17 protein-coding genes and 2 tRNA genes are annotated in these 19,609 nt (G+C 40.7%); 5 read left to right on the forward strand and 14 right to left on the reverse strand.

The annotated features are described in order from the left end of the window. Positions 1 to 24: 24 nt before the first annotated feature. From E4635_RS10445 to rbfA, 3 genes are all read right to left on the reverse strand, one after another. A complete protein-coding gene (locus E4635_RS10445) occupies positions 25 to 1,449 on the reverse strand; it encodes an MATE family efflux transporter (protein WP_135526640.1) in 1,425 nt (474 codons plus the stop codon). Positions 1,450 to 1,605: 156 nt separating this feature from the next. After that, complete coding sequence (locus tag E4635_RS10450) at positions 1,606 to 2,805, reverse strand: ABC transporter permease (protein ID WP_135526641.1); 1,200 nt, start codon at positions 2,803 to 2,805, stop codon at positions 1,606 to 1,608. Between the two features lies 1 nt (position 2,806). Continuing rightward, positions 2,807 to 3,199 carry a 30S ribosome-binding factor RbfA gene (gene rbfA / locus E4635_RS10455; protein WP_135526642.1) on the reverse strand — a complete coding sequence of 131 codons (393 nt, stop codon included), beginning with the start codon at positions 3,197 to 3,199 and terminating at the stop codon, positions 2,807 to 2,809. 127 nt (positions 3,200 to 3,326) lie between these two features. On the opposite strand from rbfA, the gene mce reads away from it, so the two are divergent. Next, positions 3,327 to 3,731: a methylmalonyl-CoA epimerase gene (gene mce / locus E4635_RS10460; RefSeq protein ID WP_135526643.1), complete on the forward strand. Its 405-nt coding sequence runs from the start codon at positions 3,327 to 3,329 to the stop codon at positions 3,729 to 3,731. Positions 3,732 to 3,776: 45 nt separating this feature from the next. Continuing rightward, positions 3,777 to 3,850 (forward strand) — tRNA-Ile (locus tag E4635_RS10465). Positions 3,851 to 4,314: 464 nt separating this feature from the next. Here E4635_RS10465 and bioB read toward each other — a convergent pair. The 3 genes from bioB to E4635_RS10485 all read right to left on the reverse strand — a co-directional run bounded on the left by bioB (position 4,315) and on the right by E4635_RS10485 (position 7,048). Then, a complete protein-coding gene (gene bioB, locus E4635_RS10475) occupies positions 4,315 to 5,412 on the reverse strand; it encodes a biotin synthase BioB (RefSeq protein WP_135526645.1) in 1,098 nt (365 codons plus the stop codon). Between the two features lie 129 nt (positions 5,413 to 5,541). After that, a complete protein-coding gene (locus tag E4635_RS10480) occupies positions 5,542 to 5,988 on the reverse strand; it encodes a hypothetical protein (RefSeq protein ID WP_135526646.1) in 447 nt (148 codons plus the stop codon). Positions 5,989 to 6,109: 121 nt separating this feature from the next. Further along, a complete protein-coding gene (locus E4635_RS10485) occupies positions 6,110 to 7,048 on the reverse strand; it encodes a bifunctional riboflavin kinase/FAD synthetase (RefSeq protein WP_135526647.1) in 939 nt (312 codons plus the stop codon). A gap of 171 nt (positions 7,049 to 7,219) precedes the next feature. On the opposite strand from E4635_RS10485, the gene E4635_RS10490 reads away from it, so the two are divergent. Further along, positions 7,220 to 10,003: a T9SS type A sorting domain-containing protein gene (locus E4635_RS10490; protein WP_135526648.1), complete on the forward strand. Its 2,784-nt coding sequence runs from the start codon at positions 7,220 to 7,222 to the stop codon at positions 10,001 to 10,003. A gap of 135 nt (positions 10,004 to 10,138) precedes the next feature. After that, complete coding sequence (locus E4635_RS10495; protein WP_135526649.1) at positions 10,139 to 13,423, forward strand: reprolysin-like metallopeptidase; 3,285 nt, start codon at positions 10,139 to 10,141, stop codon at positions 13,421 to 13,423. A 91-nt stretch (positions 13,424 to 13,514) separates the two neighbouring features. Here the strand turns inward: E4635_RS10495 and E4635_RS10500 are convergent, their stop codons facing one another. The 4 genes from E4635_RS10500 to E4635_RS10515 all read right to left on the reverse strand — a co-directional run bounded on the left by E4635_RS10500 (position 13,515) and on the right by E4635_RS10515 (position 16,453). Further along, positions 13,515 to 14,063, reverse strand: a complete 549-nt coding sequence (locus E4635_RS10500) for a hypothetical protein (protein ID WP_135526650.1) — start codon at positions 14,061 to 14,063, stop codon at positions 13,515 to 13,517. Next, positions 14,053 to 14,619 (reverse strand): aminoacyl-tRNA hydrolase, encoded by a 567-nt coding sequence (gene pth / locus E4635_RS10505; RefSeq protein WP_169630248.1) that lies wholly within the window; start codon positions 14,617 to 14,619, stop codon positions 14,053 to 14,055. Before pth ends, E4635_RS10500 begins: the two co-directional genes overlap by 11 nt. 184 nt (positions 14,620 to 14,803) lie before the next feature. Next, entirely contained in the window at positions 14,804 to 15,415 is a 612-nt protein-coding gene (locus E4635_RS10510) for a 50S ribosomal protein L25/general stress protein Ctc (RefSeq protein WP_135526652.1), read from the reverse strand. A 96-nt stretch (positions 15,416 to 15,511) separates the two neighbouring features. After that, positions 15,512 to 16,453 (reverse strand): ribose-phosphate pyrophosphokinase, encoded by a 942-nt coding sequence (locus E4635_RS10515; RefSeq protein ID WP_135526653.1) that lies wholly within the window; start codon positions 16,451 to 16,453, stop codon positions 15,512 to 15,514. Between the two features lie 258 nt (positions 16,454 to 16,711). Here E4635_RS10515 and E4635_RS10520 point away from each other — a divergent pair. Next, positions 16,712 to 16,791, forward strand: a tRNA-Leu gene (locus E4635_RS10520). A gap of 33 nt (positions 16,792 to 16,824) precedes the next feature. Here E4635_RS10520 and E4635_RS10525 read toward each other — a convergent pair. The 4 genes from E4635_RS10525 to greA all read right to left on the reverse strand — a co-directional run bounded on the left by E4635_RS10525 (position 16,825) and on the right by greA (position 19,524). Continuing rightward, positions 16,825 to 17,274 (reverse strand): LexA family protein, encoded by a 450-nt coding sequence (locus E4635_RS10525; RefSeq protein ID WP_135526654.1) that lies wholly within the window; start codon positions 17,272 to 17,274, stop codon positions 16,825 to 16,827. Then, positions 17,265 to 18,536: a Y-family DNA polymerase gene (locus E4635_RS10530; RefSeq protein WP_135526655.1), complete on the reverse strand. Its 1,272-nt coding sequence runs from the start codon at positions 18,534 to 18,536 to the stop codon at positions 17,265 to 17,267. The genes E4635_RS10525 and E4635_RS10530 overlap by 10 nt, the downstream gene beginning before the upstream one ends. A gap of 80 nt (positions 18,537 to 18,616) precedes the next feature. Further along, positions 18,617 to 19,006 (reverse strand): HIT family protein, encoded by a 390-nt coding sequence (locus tag E4635_RS10535; RefSeq protein WP_135526656.1) that lies wholly within the window; start codon positions 19,004 to 19,006, stop codon positions 18,617 to 18,619. A 41-nt stretch (positions 19,007 to 19,047) separates the two neighbouring features. Next, the gene (greA, locus tag E4635_RS10540; protein WP_135526657.1) at positions 19,048 to 19,524 is read right to left on the reverse strand and encodes a transcription elongation factor GreA; all 477 of its coding nucleotides are present in this window, start codon (positions 19,522 to 19,524) and stop codon (positions 19,048 to 19,050) included. Positions 19,525 to 19,609: the final 85 nt, after the last annotated feature.

Raw genomic sequence — 19,609 nt, forward strand, 5'->3', positions numbered from 1 at the left:
CCGGGAATTCCCGGGCTTTTTGTTTTATACTTCGATGCGTTTCCATTTGCCTTTCCTGTATAAAAAAATACTGGCCAGCGTAATGGCGGTTTCTGCAATCGGGACAGCCATAAAAACACCGGTTGGCCCCATCTTATAGTATTTTGCCAAAAGGTATGCCAACGGAATCTGGAACATCCAAAACCCGAAAAAGTTTACCCATGTAGGTGTCCAGGTATCTCCGGCACCGTTGAAGGTATTGATGAGCACCATGCCAATTCCGTAGAAAATATAGCCTAGACTCATAATTTTCAAGGCTTCTACAGCAGTATCTTTTACAATGCCATCATTGGTAAAAAAAGAAACGACATAGCTTCCGAAAAACAAACAAAACAGCATAATCGCAGCCATAAAGATGACATTGTATTTTGCGGTCGTGAATACAGATTTTTCTGCACGCCCAATCTGATTGGCTCCTAAATTCTGTCCTACCAAAGTGGCGGCGGCATTACTCAATCCCCATGCCGGAAGGATGAAAAACATCATAATCCGCAAGGCAGTCTGGTATCCCGCAGAACCATGGTCTCCTCCGGTTGTAGCCACCAATTGCGCCAGGAAAATCCAGCTGCAGGAAGCAATCACAAATTGCAAAACCCCTGGAGCCGCTATTTTGACTATGTTTTTGATTTGTTCGAAATCCGGTATGAAATAAGAAGGGATAATTTTCAAAATGCCTTTTCCGTTAAACAAATGATACATTTGGTACAAAACACCAATGCTTCTTCCGGCCGTCGTGGCCATAGCGGCACCTACTAAGCCAAAAGCAGGAATTGGACCTAATCCGTTAATGAACAAAGGGCAAAGGATAATATTGCAGAGGTTTGCCAACCATAAACTTTTCATGGCAATGGCAGCATTTCCGGCACCCCTGAAAATACCATTGATCAAAAACAATAGCATAATGCCCAAACTTCCACCCATCATGATGCGGGTAAAATTAACCCCGTAATCGGCGGATTCCTGTGAGGCGCCCATTAAAAGCAGGATATCCTTAGCGTAAATAAGCCCCAGGATGCTAATGGCTGTATTGATCGCCACGGCAATAACAATGGCCTGCATACCTGCTTTTGCAGCAGCAACAGGGTCTTTTTCGCCAATACGCCTTGCTACAATTGCGGTGGCCGCCATACTGATCCCGATAGCCAGGGAATAAATGATGGTTATGACAGATTCTGTAAGGCCTACGGTTTGTATGGCATAGCTGCTATGTTCCAGGTGGCCTACAAAATACAGGTCGACCAAAGCAAAAACCGATTCCATCATCATCTCCAAAACCATGGGTATGGCCAGGAGGATGACTGCTTTTTTAATGCTTCCGGTAGTGTAATCGAATGATTCGTCGCCTTTAACGGCTGTTTTTATGGTAGAAATAATTCTTGAAAATGTACTTAAATCTGATGTTTTTGTCATGATTAATTAGGTTAAAATAAATATACCCGAGCTGAAAAACCCGGTTGAAATGCTAAAAATGTCCTAACTATCTCCTGATATTTATGGACTAGACAAAAACAATCATAAACGTGCAGTTAAATAAATGAAAGCCAAAGATAGCAATCTTTTTGGAAATTAATCCAATAATTTTTTGCTCACGCGGCTGCTGGCAATCAAGGAGGCGATAAAACCTAAAATGACAATGGTAAGGAATACAACCACAATGTTTTGCAGGTTGAAGATCACCGGGTAAGGCAATGATTCGGTAATCATGATGACTTTGAAGTATTGCTGTATCAAAACAATAATTGTCCCTAAAAACAACCCGATAAGACCACCGAACAGGGTAAGTAAGGAGCCCTGGAGTAGGAATATCTTCTGGATGTCTTTTATAGGGGTTCCTATATTGAATAAAGTTTTAAGGTTGTCTTTTTTGTCCAAAATCATCATAATGATGGCTCCGGCCAATGTGAATAAGGTCAAAATGATCACCAAGGTGAAAATAAGGTAAATCGCGGTGTTCTCGGTGTTGAGCATCTTGTGGAGGCTGTCGTTCAACTGCGCCCTGTTCTTGATGATGTAGTTGCTTCCGAAAATCGCATTCAGGTTTTGAAGCGCCCGGTTTTCATTTGCCCCGGCGGCCAATTTGATTTCTATACCGGTAATCTGGTCGGGCCTGAATTCCAATAATTGCTGGGTCAGTTTCAAATCGGCAAAAACATATTTCGAATCCAATTCTTCACTGATGGCATAAATTCCTATAGGGATCAAACTGGATTTGTTAAAAGCGGATTCCGGATTGTTGATGGCTCCCTTTCCGGGTTTGGGTACATAGATTTCAAAAGTATTGCTCAAATCAAAAAGTCCCATAGAGAGTTTCTGCATGATGCCGTTGCCCACTACCACTTGAGGCGTTTCGGGCGAAAGCCACTGCCCCTGGTAAATAGTCCGCTGTACGTGGTTGACCAAATTATATTGATTGTCGACTCCTTTTATCAGGGCAACCTGTTCTTTACTTTTATAAACAAACAACACTTTTTCTTCTATGACACTGCTGTAAAAAGCAATGTCTTTTGCCTTTTTCAGCCTTTCCCTGTGCTCGTCCAATACATAAAACGATTTGCCGTATCTCGGGACGATCTTGATGTCGGGATCAAAATCATTGCTGAAGGACAAACTGAAATCTTTTAATCCGCTAAAAACGGAAAGCACTACGAACAAAGCCATTGCGCCAACAATAATACCAAAAGAAGCAATTCCCGTGATAATATTTATGGCATTGTTTTTACTGGAAGACCGTAAATAACGCTTGGCTATGTATAGCGAAAAATTCAATTTATATTTTCTTTCTTTTGTCTAATAAGTCACGGTTTTCAATTGGGTTTTCTTTCCCGGTAAGCGCATTATCTATTTTTTCTATATAATCCAAACTGTCGTCAATATAAAAGGACAAGTTAGGAACTTTTCGCAATTGTAGCCTTACCCGTTGTGATAAATCGTGTTTTATCAATGCCATGTTTGATTTTACGGCTTCTAAAATTTCCGGGGCTTTGTCTGTCGGGAATACGCTCAGGTATACTCTGGCCACCCCTAAATCAGTGGTCACACTCACTTTAGATACTGAAATCACAAGATTTGTAATTCCGTTTTTTCGAATTTCTCCCTGCAAGATGTCTACCAGGTCTTTTTGTAGCACACCACCTATTTTTTTCTGTCTATTCGTCTCCATACTGCAAAAGTACAATTTTTTTAAGTGAAATATTTAGAAGCGAATCATTTGTGTATTTTTGTTGTCTGTTATTCTGCATAACGAATGGCAAAAATGCATTGCAAACATAGTGATTAAACCCTGATTAATGAGAAAAATTGAACATATTGGTATAGCAGTCAAAGATTTGGAAGTTTCCAATGCCCTTTTTGAAAAACTTTTTGGTGCTCCTGCCTACAAACAGGAAGAAGTGGAAAGCGAAGGCGTAAAAACTTCTTTCTTTAGGAACGGCCCCAACAAAATTGAATTGCTGGAAGCTACAAACCCAGAAAGCCCGATTGCCAAATTCCTGGAGAAAAAAGGTGAGGGAATCCATCATATCGCTTTTGATGTGGAAGATATCGTATCGGAAATAAAAAGATTGCAAGATGAAGGGTTTATTGTTTTGAATGAAAATCCTAAAAAAGGAGCTGATAATAAGCTGGTTGCTTTTTTGCACCCAAAAGGGACCAATGGTGTCCTGATCGAATTGTGCCAAGAAATTGCAGATTAATTTTGTGAATCATAAAAAATATAGTAATATTGCACTCTCTAAACCGGTCCTATAGCTCAGCTGGTTAGAGCACCTGACTCATAATCAGGTGGTCCCTGGTTCGAGCCCAGGTGGGACCACAAGTATTTAAAAAACCTTTCAAATTATTGAAAGGTTTTTTAATTTTAGGAAAAAAGAATGTTATCTTAATGATAAATAAAGTGTTGATTTAAAATAAATTAGATATTTTTTCAAATTTTAATTGTTAGAATCAAATATTTCGCTTAATATTGTCTCAAAGTTGAATGTAGGATAGAAATGATTGAAAATCCTACTGTAAAGATTTTATTTTTATGAATATTGCTCCCAAAAAATTAACCTTCAGCCTAGTTGCTACTGCTATGGCTTGTATTAGTACTTATGCTGCTCCGCCGTCGGGTCCACCGCCGCCGGAACCTAATATCTTGCCTCCTGGATTTCCAATTGATGGAAATGTATTATTGTTGTTTTTTGCAGCAACACTTTACGGAATATATGTACTTAGGAAATTTAAGTTTCAATCTAAATAAAAAAAGCTCCTGATTTTCAGGAGCTTTTTATTTTGTTATACTTTTTCGTTTTTGCTTTTTTGCGAAACTTCAAGGTTTCTTTCAATAACATGATTAGGTCTTGACCATTTCGGTTTTTCACCTAATGACTGGAATTGAGAATCTTCCGCCTCAACTGTTGCGGGCTGTGATACTTTCGTGAAAGGTTTTTGCGGAATCAATCCCAGCATTTCAAACATCTTCATGTCTTCATTCACATCCGGGTTAGGAGTGGTAAGCAGTTTGTCTCCTGCAAAAATGGAATTGGCACCAGCAAAAAAGCACATCGCCTGGCCTTCGCGGCTCATATTCATCCTTCCGGCCGAAAGTCGCACCTGTGTTTCCGGCATAACAATCCTGGTGGTGGCCACCATACGGATCATTTCCCAGATTTCTACCGGTTTTTCTTCTTCCATCGGAGTTCCTTCTACGGCTACCAATGCGTTAATTGGCACAGATTCCGGCTGCGGGTTTAAAGTGGAAAGCGCTACCAGCATGCCTGCACGGTCTTCAATACTTTCTCCCATTCCGATAATTCCTCCGCTACAAACGGTAACATTGGTTTTCCTTACATTCTCGATGGTTTGGATCCTGTCTTCAAATCCTCTGGTAGAAATGACTTCTTTATAATATTCTTCTGAAGTGTCTAGATTATGGTTGTAAGCGTATAGCCCTGCTTCAGCAAGCCTTTGCGCCTGGTTTTCGGTAATCATTCCAAGGGTACAGCAAACCTCCATGTCTAATTTGTTGATGGTTCGTACCATTTCCAATACCTGGTCAAATTCAGGGCCGTCTTTTACGTTTCTCCAAGCAGCACCCATGCAAACCCTAGAAGATCCGGATGATTTTGCGCGCAACGCCTGAGCTTTCACTTGCTGTACGCTCATTAAGTCATTGCCTTCAATATCGGTATGGTAACGGGCAGCCTGCGGGCAATAACCGCAATCTTCCGGGCAGCCGCCGGTTTTTATGGAAAGCAACGTGGAAACCTGTACCACATTAGGGTCGTGATGTTTACGGTGTGTAGATGCTGCTTCGTAAAGCAAATCCATTAGCGGTTTGTTGTAAATGGCAATTATTTCTTCTTTCGTCCAGTTATTTCTTGTTATACTCATAAAAATAGCATCTTATTGTTGAGGTCAAAAATAAGGATTTCAGATTAAACTTTAGTATTGAAGATGATTTAAACGCAAAAATGTTTTCAATAAAAAGGATATTGAAAACATTTTTGTGCCCGGATAGATTTATTTCAAAATCCTTTTGCGGGTATCTTTCCAGTATTGCATTAATGTGAAGGTAATAATGATGGAAGAAGCAATCCCTTCAAACAACAAACCGAGGCAATATTGATACATCGATGGTTCTCCTCCTCCAAAAAGGAAATTCTCCGAAAGTTTTTCCAAATAACTGTTGCCGCCTTTGAGCGAAATATAAACCAACAAGGCTGCGACACTCAAAAATACACCAATCAAAGAGGTGAGTGTACCTGAAATCAGATTCGGCAGATATTCAGATTTGCCTTCATAGTAGTTTGATTTGATCGTTTTATTTAAAAAATAAACCACAATGAAAATATTTAGAACCCTAAGAAGGAAAATATCGGATAACCCTAAAAATTCCATTGTGAGGAAATAAATCCCAATACTGATAAAAATTAAAATGCCATTATTTACTTCTTTAGGTAGATTCATAATAATAAATTTTAATTAAACAATTGGTTAAAAGCACAAATGTCTTTCTATCAAATTTATTCAAAAATTATTAAAAAAGCAAATATTTAACAAATTAATGACGAATTTAAAAACAGGCTTTTTAGTGTTGCCCTTTTGAGGAAAAATAAAGCAATGCCGTTTCCCGGTCCTTTTGCAGTTGGATTTTTAAGTCATCAAGAGAGTTGAATTTCACCTCGTTCCGGATGAATTGATGTACGCTGACGGCAATTTCCAGGTCGTATAAATCCTGGTCTACGTCAAAAAAATGAATCTCGACAGAAAGGCTTTTACCGTCTACCGTTGGTTTGTTCCCGATATTCATCATGCCTTGGCGGGTTTGGTTGCCCCAGGTGCCTTCCACAACGTAAACTCCGTTGGCCGGAATGATTTTCAATGGGTTTTCTATGGCAATGTTGGCGGTGGGAAAATTGATGGTCCTTCCCAGCTGTCTGCCTTTTACGACTTTCCCGCTAAACGAGTAAGGATACCCCAAATACTGATTGGCCAGGGCGATATTCCCTTCTTGCACCGCATTTCGGATTTTGGTAGAACTGATGGAGATTTCGTCAATTTCCTTGGCAGAAATCTGCTCAACGTCAAAATGGTATTTTTGCCCGAATTGAATTAAATCGTGTATGTCCGAAGCCCTGTTTTTGCCAAACCGATGATCATAACCGATAATTATCTTCTTAATATTCAGCTTGTCGACCAGGACAGATTTTACGAATTCTTCGCCCGTCAATCCGGAAAAGGCCGAATCAAAAGGATGGATAATCAGGTTGTCAATGCCTTTTTTTTCTAAAAGCTGTATTTTTTCCTCATTCGTGTTCAATAATTTAATATTGCTTTCTGCCTGCAAAACACTCCTGGGATGCTGTGAAAAAGTAAGGACTACGCTTTCCAGGCTCCCGTTTGCGGTATTGTTTAAGATCCGGTTGATTATTTTTTGATGGCCCAAATGAACGCCGTCAAAAGTACCGAGAGTAACCACTGTTCTTTTGGCGCAATTAAATTCAGAAATAGAATGGAATACTTTCAAAGTGAGATTTTTAAGGGGCAAAGATAAAATTTTAGTTTTAAACAAAGACGGATACTGAACTGGAAATAAATATTATGCAATGAATTTCGGTTAAAAATAAAAAATATTCTAAAATATACTTAAATATAGGAAAAATTACTATTTTTGCAGGTATACCAAAAATTATTAATGATGAAAAAACAACTACTATTCACATTCGCTTCTGTCTTCATGGCGTGCCAAATGCAGGCTCAGACAGACAAGCAATGGGCTCAGCATAAAGGAACCGGTGTGACGGTTTCCAAGACTGCTATGAGGCCATCGTTTCCAAAGGAGTTTAAGTTATTCGACCTGAATATCGATCCTTTAAGACAAACTTTATTTTCAATCAACAGTGATGCTGCCGGAAAAAGACAAGCTATCATTTCATTGCCAAATGCCGATGGGCAGATGGAGCAATTCGAAGTGTACGAAGCGTCCAATTTCGAGGCAGATTTACAGGCACAATTCCCTGAAATCAGAGCGTATTCAGGTAAAGGAATTACTGATAAATATGCTACTTTAAAACTAAGTGTCTCTCCGCAAGGGATTCAAACAATGGTTTTCAGAACCGATAAAGAAAACGAATTTATTGAGCCATATTCTCAAGACAGCAAAGTATATGCTGTATTCAAATCACAAAGAAACAAAGGTAAATTGGGATGGAAATGCGCAACTGAAGATGAGCAGTCATTATTGAATGCAGGTTCTCAGTTTTCAGCAAACCGTTCCAGTACAGGACAACTTAAAACCATGCGTTTGGCACAGTCTTGTACGGCAGAATATTCCAACTATTTCGGAGCTGCCAGTGCTGCTAACGTAGCTTTGGTTTTAGCTGCTTTCAACGCTACATTGACACGTTGTAACGGTGTTTACGAAAAAGATTTGGGCTTGCACTTAAACCTTGTAGCTTCTTCTACAAACGTAATTTATTATGACGCTACAACTGACCCTTATTCAGATGCTGCTGCAGGAGCTGGTGGTGCATGGAATACGGAATTGCAAAACACGTTAAGTGGAAACCTTACTGGAGTAGGGACTCCATTAGCAGCCAATAATGCTGCATACGACATTGGCCACTTATTTGGAGCCAGTGGAGGTGGAGGTAACGCAGGTTGTATCGGTTGTGTTTGTTCAGACGATACAGCAAGTGCTACAGATAAAAGAAAAGGAAGCGGATTTACATCACCTGGCGATGATGTTCCTGCCGGAGACAGTTTCGATATCGATTACGTAGTGCATGAAGTAGGGCACCAATTAGGTGCTAACCACACTTTCTCTATGAGTAATGAAGGTTCTGGAGTAAATATGGAAGTAGGTTCCGGAGTTACGATCATGGGGTATGCAGGTATTACAAATTATGATGTTACAACACACTCTATTGATGTTTACCATGCAGCTTCTATCGCTCAGATCCAGGCTAACTTAGCTACTAAAAGCTGTCCAGTTACCGTTTCGATCGCTGCTAATAACGCAACACCTGTAGCGAATGCCGGTGCCGATGTTACTATTCCTAAAAGTACACCATTTATTCTGACAGGTTCTGCAACAGACGCAAATGCTGGTGATGCACTTACTTATAGCTGGGAACAATTTGATAATGATGCTGCTGCTCAGACAAATGCTGCAAGTGCTGCTTCTGAAACAAAAGCAACAGGTCCTAACTGGAGATCTTACAGCCCTACCGCTTCTCCATCAAGGGTTTTCCCTATCATGGCTACTGTTTTAGGAAATTCAAAAACTACTGCAGGTGCTGAAATCAATGTTGAGGCTTTAAGTTCAGTTGCCAGAACATTGACCTTCAGGTTAACAGTAAGAGATAATGCTCCTTTTGTTTTAGCTCCTGCAAAAGTAGGACAAACTAATTTTGACGATATGATTGTTACGGTTGATGCTACCAGAGGTCCGCTTAGCGTAACGTCTCAAAATGTTGACAATCAAAGCTGGGCAAGAGGGTCTTCTCAAACTATCGTTTGGACTGTAAACAATACAAATACAAGTACAGGTGGAGCTAATGTTGATATCTTATTATCTACAGATGGTGGTTTGACTTTCCCTACTGTATTGGTAGCGGGTACTCCTAATGACGGTTCTCAATCTATTACAGTACCAAACATTTCTGCTATGAATTGTAGAGTTATGGTTAAGGCTAGTGCGGGTATCTTCTTTAACGTAAACCCAAAACCTATTGCAATTGGTTACACAGTATCGTCAACTTGTAATACATATACAAACAACACTGCACTTCCTGTGCCTGATGGAGCCGGAGCTAACACTCCTGGTGCGATAGTCACCAAAACAGTTACTGTTCCAGGTCCTGCAGCAACGATTTCTGATGTGAATGTTACTTTAGGTTTCACACACTCTTATATTGAAGATTTAGTTATAGCAATGGAGCACCCTGATGGAACGCAAGTTACTTTATGGAACAGAAATTGTGACAATGCGCCAACTACATTAACGTATACTTTCTCAGATGGTAACCCATTGGTGCCTACAACTGGTTGTTCAGCAACGAGCGGAACTTTTGGACCTGCAAGTGCATTATCTGTACTTAATGGAAAACCAAGCAATGGAGTTTGGACATTGTTAGCTGGAGATTTCTATAACGGAGATACAGGAACAATCAATGCATGGTCTGTAGAGGTTTGTTCTCAAACGTATACATTAGGTAATGAAGAATTCGAATTTGAAAACTTCTCATTGTACCCTAACCCGAACAATGGTGATTTTACAATAAAATTCACTTCTGCTTCAAGCAATGATATCAAAGTGAATGTTCACGATATCAGAGGAAGACAGGTATACGAAAAATCATTCTCTAACACAGGTGCTTTCAACCAAAACATTACTTTGGACAAAGTACAGGCGGGTGTTTATTTAGTATCTATTGTTGATGGTGCTAAGAAAACAGTAAAACGTATTGTTGTAGAATAATAGTTTTTCAATAGATATTTAAAAAACGCAAGCCAAAAGCTTGCGTTTTTTTTTAACAAAAAGCTTGCTAACTGTTATTTATTTAATATTTTAGCCAAAAAAAATAAATAACGCCAAAAAAAACCAAAAAACCACATGAAAAAAGCAATACTTTTTCTGTTATTTACGATTTTGTCCTTTACTTCAGGTTTTGGGCAGAATCTCTGGAACAAAGTTTCCAGTGAGCGATTGATTCATGCCAATAAAATGGACCGCGCATCGATGCCGGCTAAATATGAATTGTTTTCCCTCGATTTCCAAACCTTTAAGAGCCAATTAAGGCAAGCTCCTTTGGATACCAGTGGCATCCAGTCGGATTTGGTCATTTCTTTTCCGAATGCGGAAGGAAAACTTGACAAGTACCTGATTTATGAAGCACCTGTAATGGAGCCTGGATTGGAAGCGAAATTTCCCGATATCAAATCTTATTTGGGTAAAGGAATTGACGATCCAACGGCAACCATCCGTTTCAGTGTAACGCTATTCGGATTGCATACCATGACATTATCCGGCCGGACTGGGACTACCTTTATCGATACATATACCAAAGATTTGAGTCATTATATGGTATACAGCAAATCGGATATTGCGCCGTCAAAACAATTTCAGTGCCTTGTGGACGACTCTCAAAAACCGCAGTTGGATAATTCCAATAAGGTGGTGCCAAATCCTGTAATGCATGCCAGCGATGGTAAATTCAGGATTTTTAGGCTGGCAATGGCCTGTACCATCGAATATGCTGCCTACCATGTGAATGCAGCTGGTTTGGGCGCCGGTACTTTGGCACAGAAAAAAGCAGCGGTTTTGGCTGCTATGGTGGTTACTGTAACACGTGTGGATGGGGTTTATGAAAGAGATTTGTCCATGAGGATGAATTTGGTAGCCAATAATGATTTAGTCATTTTTATCACTTCGGATAATTTCAACAATACGAATGCCAATACGCTGATCAATCAAAGCCAGACCCAAATTACAAATATTATCGGGGATGCTAATTTTGATATCGGGCATACGGTAAGTACTGGCGGTGGAGGTTTGGCAGGACCTTCCCCATGTGTGACCGGTGCCAAAGCAAGAGGGATTACAGGTTCTTCCGCTCCGGTAGGAGATCCTTATGATATTGATTATGTAGCGCACGAAATGGGCCATCAATTTGGGGCAAACCATACCTTTAACGGTGACACAGGCAGTTGTGCAGGGAACAGAAATGATGGTACTGCTGTCGAACCGGGTAGTGGATCTACTATTATGGCTTATGCGGGAATCTGCCCTGGCCAGAACGTCCAGCCTAATTCGGATGCTCACTTCCACTCTGTAAGCATACAGGAAATAAACAACCTGATTGCAACTTCTGCCACTTGCGCAGCCACAACAAATAATGGGAACAGTGCACCGGTCGTGAATGCCGGAATGGATTATGTGATTCCAAGGTCTACAGCCTTTATCCTGAATGGTAGTGCTACAGATGCCAATGGAGATGCTTTGACGTATTGCTGGGAGCAAACGGATACCGAAGTTTCGGTACAACCGCCGGTCGATTCTTCAACAGGAGGACCAAATTTTAGGTCCAATCCACCTACAGCTTCATCAGAACGTTCCCTGCCGAATCTGGCAACTGTTTTGGCTGGAAACACCGCCAACACTTGGGAAGTATGTTCTTCTGTGGCCAGGGAATATAATTTTTCTTTAACCGTAAGAGATAACAGATCGCCTAATGGTGGGCAAACAGGGAGAGACGACATGTCCGTTACTGTTGATGGAGTGGCAGGTCCTTTTTTGGTGAATGTTCCGAATACCAATGTTTCCTGGGCTGCAGGGACAAATCAAACGGTAACTTGGGCAGTTGCAGGAACGGATGCCAATGGAGTAAATGCCAAATTTGTAGATATTTACCTGTCTACAAACGGAGGAACTTCTTTCCCTACCTTATTAGCCAGTAAAGTTCCTAATGACGGTTCAGAAACGATCACTGTTCCAAATACACCAGGAACAACAAACAGGATAATGATCAAAGGATACAATAATATCTTTTATGATCTTTCCAATACGAATTTCACGATTACCGCTCCAGCAGCTACTTTTGCCGTTTCTTTTGCGGGGACAGCCGGTGAACAAAATAAATCTGCCTGTCAGGGAACGAACGTTTCGTACAGCATCCCATATACTGTTTTGGGAGGATTCAGTGGTACGACAACATTCAGTGCGACGGGTAATCCTGCGGGATCTTCTGTAGCGTTCGCACCGTCTTCTGTAAGTGCTAACGGAACTGTGGTCATGACAATCAGCAACACTGCAGCAAGTACTGCCGGCCTGTATGCTATTACGGTAAATGCCACTTCGGGACCAACCACTAAAACGGTTCCGTTGTATTTTGAATTATTCAATTCCAATTTTGGTACAATGGCGTTGACTTCCCCAGCTAATTTGGCGGTTTCACAAGATGTGGATCTAAACCTGACTTGGGCAGCCAATCCTAATGCTACTTCCTATGATGTACAGGTAGCAACAGACAATGCTTTCTCAGCGATAGTTCGTTCTGGAAACGTTTCGGGAACCAGTTTTGCGGTTTCAGGATTATCGCAAGGAACCAGCTATTTTTGGAGAGTATTGCCTAAAAACGTTGCCTGTAGCGGAACCTACAGCCCTTCTTACAAATTTACAACAGGATCAATTGCCTGTAATACTACGGCTTCCACAAATGTTCCGTTAACTATTGGAACTACAGCAAATGTTACGATCAATTCTACATTGACTTTCCCTTCAAATGTGACCATATCCGATGTAAAAGTAACGATGAACGTATCCCATACCTGGATCAACGATTTAACGGCAACATTAATCAGCCCGGCCGGGACACAAGTGAAATTGTATGCTTTGCCATGTACAAGTGCCGATATCCAAAATGTCAATGCTACATTTGATAATGCAGGTACAGCCGTGGTTTGCGGAACAAATCCTGGAATTTCAGGAACAGTATTGCCATTGGAATCTTTAGCTGCTTTTGACGGACAGAATTCTGCCGGAGTATGGACATTGAGGATAAACGATGGTTTTGCGCAGGATGGAGGAACATTAAACAGCTGGAGCCTGAATATTTGTTCTGTCCAGCCTTTAAGTGTCGACGAGAACAGTTTGCAGGATTTCTCCCTGTATCCTAACCCAAACAACGGAGATTTTGTTGTTAAATTTACGTCAGCTTCAAATAATGACATCAAAGTTAATGTCCATGATATGAGAGGGAGGAAAGTATATGATAAATCATTTGCGAATACAGGTGCTTTCAATCAAAATATCAGTTTGGACAACGTACAGTCCGGAATCTATTTGGTGACTATTACAGATGGCCCTAAAAGAACGGTAAAACGTATAGTTGTGCAATAACAAACCTTAAAAAAACAAAGCCCCATTCTTAATTCAGGATGGGGCTTTTTTATGTGTGGGATTTTGGAAATGCGAGATAGTACCTGCCGGATTATTTTTTTGCCGAAGCAGTTACGGAAGTGATTACCTGTGGTACTTCTGTTACACTAAAAGCCAAATTAAAATAGATCGAATCGTTTTTTTGGACAGCATCCAGGTTGCCATGGGATACCTTATAATATCCGGTTTGCCCGCGGCAGAAACAAAACCTGCCGAAAAGCATTTTCGTTTTCTGCAAATCGGAATCGTTATAGATAATTGTAACGTCTGAATGCCTGATTTCGAAAATGATTTCTTCCCTATATTGCGCATCCTGAAGGCCTTTTTCCACATTTCTGGCGTATTGGTACAATACAACTGAAGTTTCCGGATGGTCTTGCATCTGGTAATACACACCGCCAAATTCGTCCGTTTTTACCTCGAGGCTTTTATTGTGAAATACCTGGGTAGTGCATTTCCCGTCTTCAGGACAGGCAATTGCCATTGTTTTTTCAGGATTCGTTGCCTCTTTTTTTTGAGAACTGCATGAGGATACGATCAGCAACGTCAGCGTGATTAACGGAAAGATCCAACAGGGCCGTATGGTTTTGTTATTTCCCATTATAGCCGGTCATTGTATTTTCCAATCCGGACAAAGCGAAAGATTGCACGGCTTTTACCGCCATTTCCAGCCGTTCCGGGAGTGTTTCTTTTTCCTTTTCGTCCCATTCGCCAAGGACATAATCCACTTGTTTCCCTTTTTTGAATTCGTCGCTGATGCCAAAGCGGAAACGGGGATAATCGGCAGAATTCAAGGTCTGTTGAATACTTTTCAAACCATTGTGGCCACCGTCGCTGCCTTTTGGTTTTATACGGATGGTTCCGAAAGGCAAATTCAGGTCGTCGGTAATGACCAGTATGTTTTCTTTGGCGATTTTTTCCTTTTCCATCCAGTATTGCAATGCCTTTCCGCTCAAATTCATATAGGTATTGGGCTTTAACAGCAAAAGGGTCCTGCCTTTTATTTTGTATTCGGCCATTGCCCCTAATTTTACGGTTTGAAAATCAAGCGATTCCTGTCGTGCCAAAAAATCCAAAACTTTAAAACCAATATTATGGCGCGTATTTACGTATTCGGCTCCAATGTTTCCCAAGCCTACAATTAAAAATTTCTTCATGTCAATCGCTGTCTGTTCTGTTTTTGGTGTTGAAAACAGGTTTGTAATCCATTTAATCATCTTACAAAAATAAGATTATTCAATTGTCCTAGGGCCAGATTCCCTAAAAAATGTTTGAGAAGGCTAAACCAGGGCATAAAAAAAGCGCCCCAGATGAGGCGCTTTTGAAAAGTATGCTGAAAAATTATTTTTTCTTTCCTTTTGCAGGTGCTTTTGCAGCTTTTGCAGCCTCTTGAGCAGCTTTCATCGCAGCACGAGAAATTCTTACTTGAGCAACAACAGTGTTGTCCGGGTGCAATAATTTGAATTTGTCTGAAACTAATTTAGTTACATACATTTTGTTACCCATTTCCATACCAGAGATATCCGCATCAAGGAAATCAGGTAAGTTCTTAGGTAAAGCTTTCACTTTAAGTTTACGTTGGTTCAAACGTAAAACACCTCCTAATAATACACCTGGAGACGTTCCTGTGATTCTAACTGGAACTTCCATAGTAACTTCTTTGTTGTCAAATAACTCATAGAAGTCAATGTGTAAGATTTTGTCAGATACAGGGTGTACCTGGATGTCTTGCAAAACAGCATTGTATGATTTTCCGTTTCCAAGCTCAATCACAACTGTGTGTGCGTTTGGAGTGTAAACCAAGTGTTTGAATGCAGCTTCTTCTGCTGAAAAATGTACTGGTTGATCTCCTCCGTATAATACGCAAGGAACCGCTCCAGCATTACGTAAGGCTTTAGTCGAAACTTTACCCACGCTTTCTCTTTCTGATCCTTTAATTGTAATCGATTTCATTGAAAAAAAAATATAGTTAATAATAATATACTTGTTCAAAAATGTAAGGATTCCGGTATGCTTTCGGTTTAAAGCCTTCTGCCTGTAACGAAATTATTACATTAAAAATTTTCCACTAATGGAATTGTTGTGGTGCACCATGTGCATTACTTCTGCAAAAAGAGGCGCACAACTCACCACTTTTATTTTGTTTGATTCCTTCTTTAACGGAATGGAATCGGTCACGATCAGTTCGCTCAATTGCGAATTCTCTATTTTTTCATAGGCACTTCCGGATAAAATCGGGTGCGTGCATATGGCTCTTACGCTTAAAGCTCCTTTTTCGATCATTAAATCGGCGGCTTTCGCCAAAGTGCCTCCGGTGTCAATCATGTCATCTACCAGAATCACATTGCGGCCTTTTACTTCTCCGATCAGTTCCATCGTATCGATAACGTTGGCAGCTTTTCGTTGCTTGTAGCAGATAACCACGTCAGATTCCAGGAATTTGGAATAAGCATACGCTCTTTTCGAACCTCCCATATCAGGCGATGCAATGGTCAGGTTTTCCAAACCTAGGCTTTTTACATACGGCAGGAAAATGGTCGATGCAAACAGGTGGTCAACCGGCTTTTCGAAAAACCCCTGTATCTGATCTGCATGTAAATCCATGGTCATGATACGTGTAGCGCCAGCGCTTTCCAATAATTTTGCAACCAGTTTGGCTCCTATCGGGACTCTTGGCTTGTCTTTTCTGTCTTGACGCGCCCATCCAAAATAAGGGATTACAGCCGTAATGTGCCTTGCTGAAGCTCTTTTTGCAGCATCGATCATCAGTAACAATTCCATCAGGTTGTCTGAACTTGGAAATGTCGAACATACGATAAATACACGCAATCCACGAATGGATTCTTCATAAGACGGCTGGAATTCTCCATCACTATATTGCGAGAACGTAACCTTTCCCAGCGATACGCCATAACTTGCGGCTATTTTTTCAGCTAGGTAAACACTTTGCGAACAGGCAAATATTTTTGCTTCGGGTTCTAGGTGTGGCATTAATGTGTTGTTTTAATTCCGTTGTAGTCGATGCATTCGGTATAAATTTTACTTTATGGCCTTATATGCGCAAATACCTCGGATGTAGTTAGTTAGTTGCTTTTTCGTTTTACCGAGGTGCAAATTTAGGAATTAAATTGAACTGGGAAAGATAATTTTTAAGTATTTTTTGAAGAATTGTAGAAAAAAGTTTTACATTTGCACTCACGAAATCAAAATTAGTGACCCGATAAAGGTTTTTAATTTTGTGTCCACTAAGCCCGGATGGCGGAATTGGTAGACGCGCTGGTCTCAAACACCAGTGGGAAACCGTGCCGGTTCGAGCCCGGCTCCGGGTACAAAACCTCTCAGAAATGGGAGGTTTTTTGTTTTTATACCGGTTTTATCACATAGGTTACAATTCCCCAGATAATCAATTGGTTTTCTTCCGTGACTTGTATGGGCGCATAATTTTTGTTCTCGGGCATAAGATATAGAGAGCCTTTCTCCAACCGGATACGCTTGACGGTAAATTCGCCATCGATAAAACAAATGGCAATGGTATTATTTTGAGGTTCCAGGCTTCGGTCGACAACAAGTACATCCTGGTCATTTATCCCGGCATCGATCATTGAATTTCCTTCGGCCCGGACATAAAAAGTGGCCAATGGGTTTTTGACCAGTTCCTTGTTAAGGTCAATAACGGTTTCCATAAAATCAAGCGCAGGGGAAGGAAAGCCTGCAGATACGCCCTGGCTGACAAAAGGAATTTTCATGTCGCTTTCAAAATCAGGAGAGAAAAAGCTGAGTTTCGGTTTTTTATTAGGCTTGTCTATTGGCATTTCACTTTCAATATTTGGTCAAATCGTGTGGTGTATTTTGGAGAGAGTTTTTCCTGTTTCATGTTCCAGGTTTTTTCGTCTTGCGGGCCCAGCCTTACTTTCCGGTCGCCTAGTTTGCTGTTGATGCCTTGGATAGCTTCTGTCAGGGCCAGGTATTTTGGGTTTTCATCCTCAAAAAGATGGAATTGCTTCTGGTTTTGCTTGATAAGCTGGGAAACGATCACGCCGGCTTTCTTAAACAAAATGCCTTTGTTTTCTTCATAAAGCCGCTCGGCTATCTTAACGGCCGTATTGCTTATGGTCAGTGCCGAATTGGAGGCAAAAGGAAGTGTAACCGAATAATGATAGTACATTTTGTTTGAAGGCGTTTTATGTTCCATCGTCCCGAGCATGACCGTAATAGTATAGCAACATGACTTTTGAAGGTAGAGTTTTTCCGCGCATACGGAGGCAAACGTGGATACTCGTTCGCGCAAGCCGTCAAAATCGGAAATTTTCTTAGGGAAACTCCGGGTAATGGCAATGCTCTTTTTGGTCTCCTTGTCTTCTTCAAGCCCTAAAACCGATTTTCCTTCCAGTTCACTCTTCAGCCTCAGGCCTGTAACGCCCATCTGGCTTTTTATCCAGCTTTCGTGTTTCGGATCGATAAAATCTAATGCGGTATTGATGTTGCGGGCTTTCATTTTTCTTTTCATGCGGTAGCCTATTCCCCAGACATCTTCTATTTTAGTCCATTGCAAGGCCTTTATTCTTTTTTCTTCTGAATCGATGGCATAAACACCTTTTGTTTTTTCAGGGAATTTCCGTGCTATTTTATTGGCGATTTTGGACAATGCTTTGGTCGGTGCAAACCCAACACAAACAGGTATGCTTACCCATTTGAGGATTCTTTTTTTCATTTGGAGGCCGTATTCCTGATAATTTGGGATATCGATACCGTCAAAATTAAGAAAGGCTTCATCGATGCTGTAAATTTCGATATTGGGAGTGAATTGTTCCAGGATGCACATTACCCTTTGGCTCAAATCACCATATAAGGCATAATTGGAAGAAAAAACTTTTATGTTGTGCTCTTTGAGCATGTCCCGGATTTTAAATTCAGGAGCTGCCATAGGAACGCCCAGGGCTTTTGCCTCGTCGCTCCTGGAGATGATGCAGCCGTCGTTGTTGGACAATACCACAACCGGTTTGCCGTTGAATTCCGGTTGGAAAACACGTTCGCAGGACGCATAGAAATTATTGCAGTCGACTAAAGCATACATAATGTAAAAATACGGAATATCGCTGTATGATACCCTTTATAAATGCAAAACCTCTTCGGAAGAAGAGGTTTTGTATGTTTTTATAAATTGTCCTGGATCTGTTTTGCCAGTGCACTAAATTCTTCCGGGGTTAATCGGACTTTGTTCTGAAAGCGCATTTCGTCCATTTCGTTCAGCGGGATCAGATGTACGTGGGCGTGCGGTACTTCAAGGCCGATTACCGACATCCCGATCCTTTTGCAGGGAATTGTTTTTTCCAAGGCTGCCGCAACTTTTTTGGAAAAAGCCATCAAACCTAAATACAGATCGTCTTCCATATCAAAAATCTTGTCGATTTCCTGCTTCGGAATGCATAAAGTATGTCCTTTTGCATTTGGGTTTACATCCAGGAAAGCTAAAAAATCAGCATCTTCCGCGATTTTGTAACAAGGGATTTCCCCGTTTACTATTTTAGTGAAAATTGAAGCCATGTTCAGGTTATTAGGTTTTTTGATACTGCTCCGACGCAGGATTAATCCCTTGAGATTTCAAGGATTTCGAATTTCAAAATGCCGTTTGGCACGTTAATTTCGGCAATTTCCCCTACGGATTTCCCTAACAGCCCTTTTCCGATAGGAGAAGTTACTGAAATCTTACCGGTTTTCAGGTCGGCTTCGCTTTCGGCAACTAAATGATACGACATTTCCATACCATTGGTCTGGTTTTTGATTTTTACATGCGACAAAACCAAAACTTTTGACACGTCCAGTTGTGATTCATCGATTAGGCGTGCATTGGAATATACTTCTTCCAGTTTTTTTATTTTCAGTTCCAAAAGGCCTTGCGCTTCTTTTGCAGCATCGTATTCTGCATTTTCAGATAAGTCGCCTTTGTCTCTTGCATCGGCAATGTCTTGTGAGGCTTTAGGACGTTCTATGGCTTTAAGCTGTTCTAATTCTTCTTTTAATTTTTTTAATCCTTCTGCCGTATAATATGATACTGTACTCATAACTTCATCGTTTATATAAATAGAAAAAATCCCACTAGCGACGGGATTTCTTTCTACAAAGATATTATTTTTTATTTCAAATTGA

The organism is Flavobacterium humi, assembly GCF_004745595.1.
Lineage (GTDB): Bacteria > Bacteroidota > Bacteroidia > Flavobacteriales > Flavobacteriaceae > Flavobacterium > Flavobacterium humi.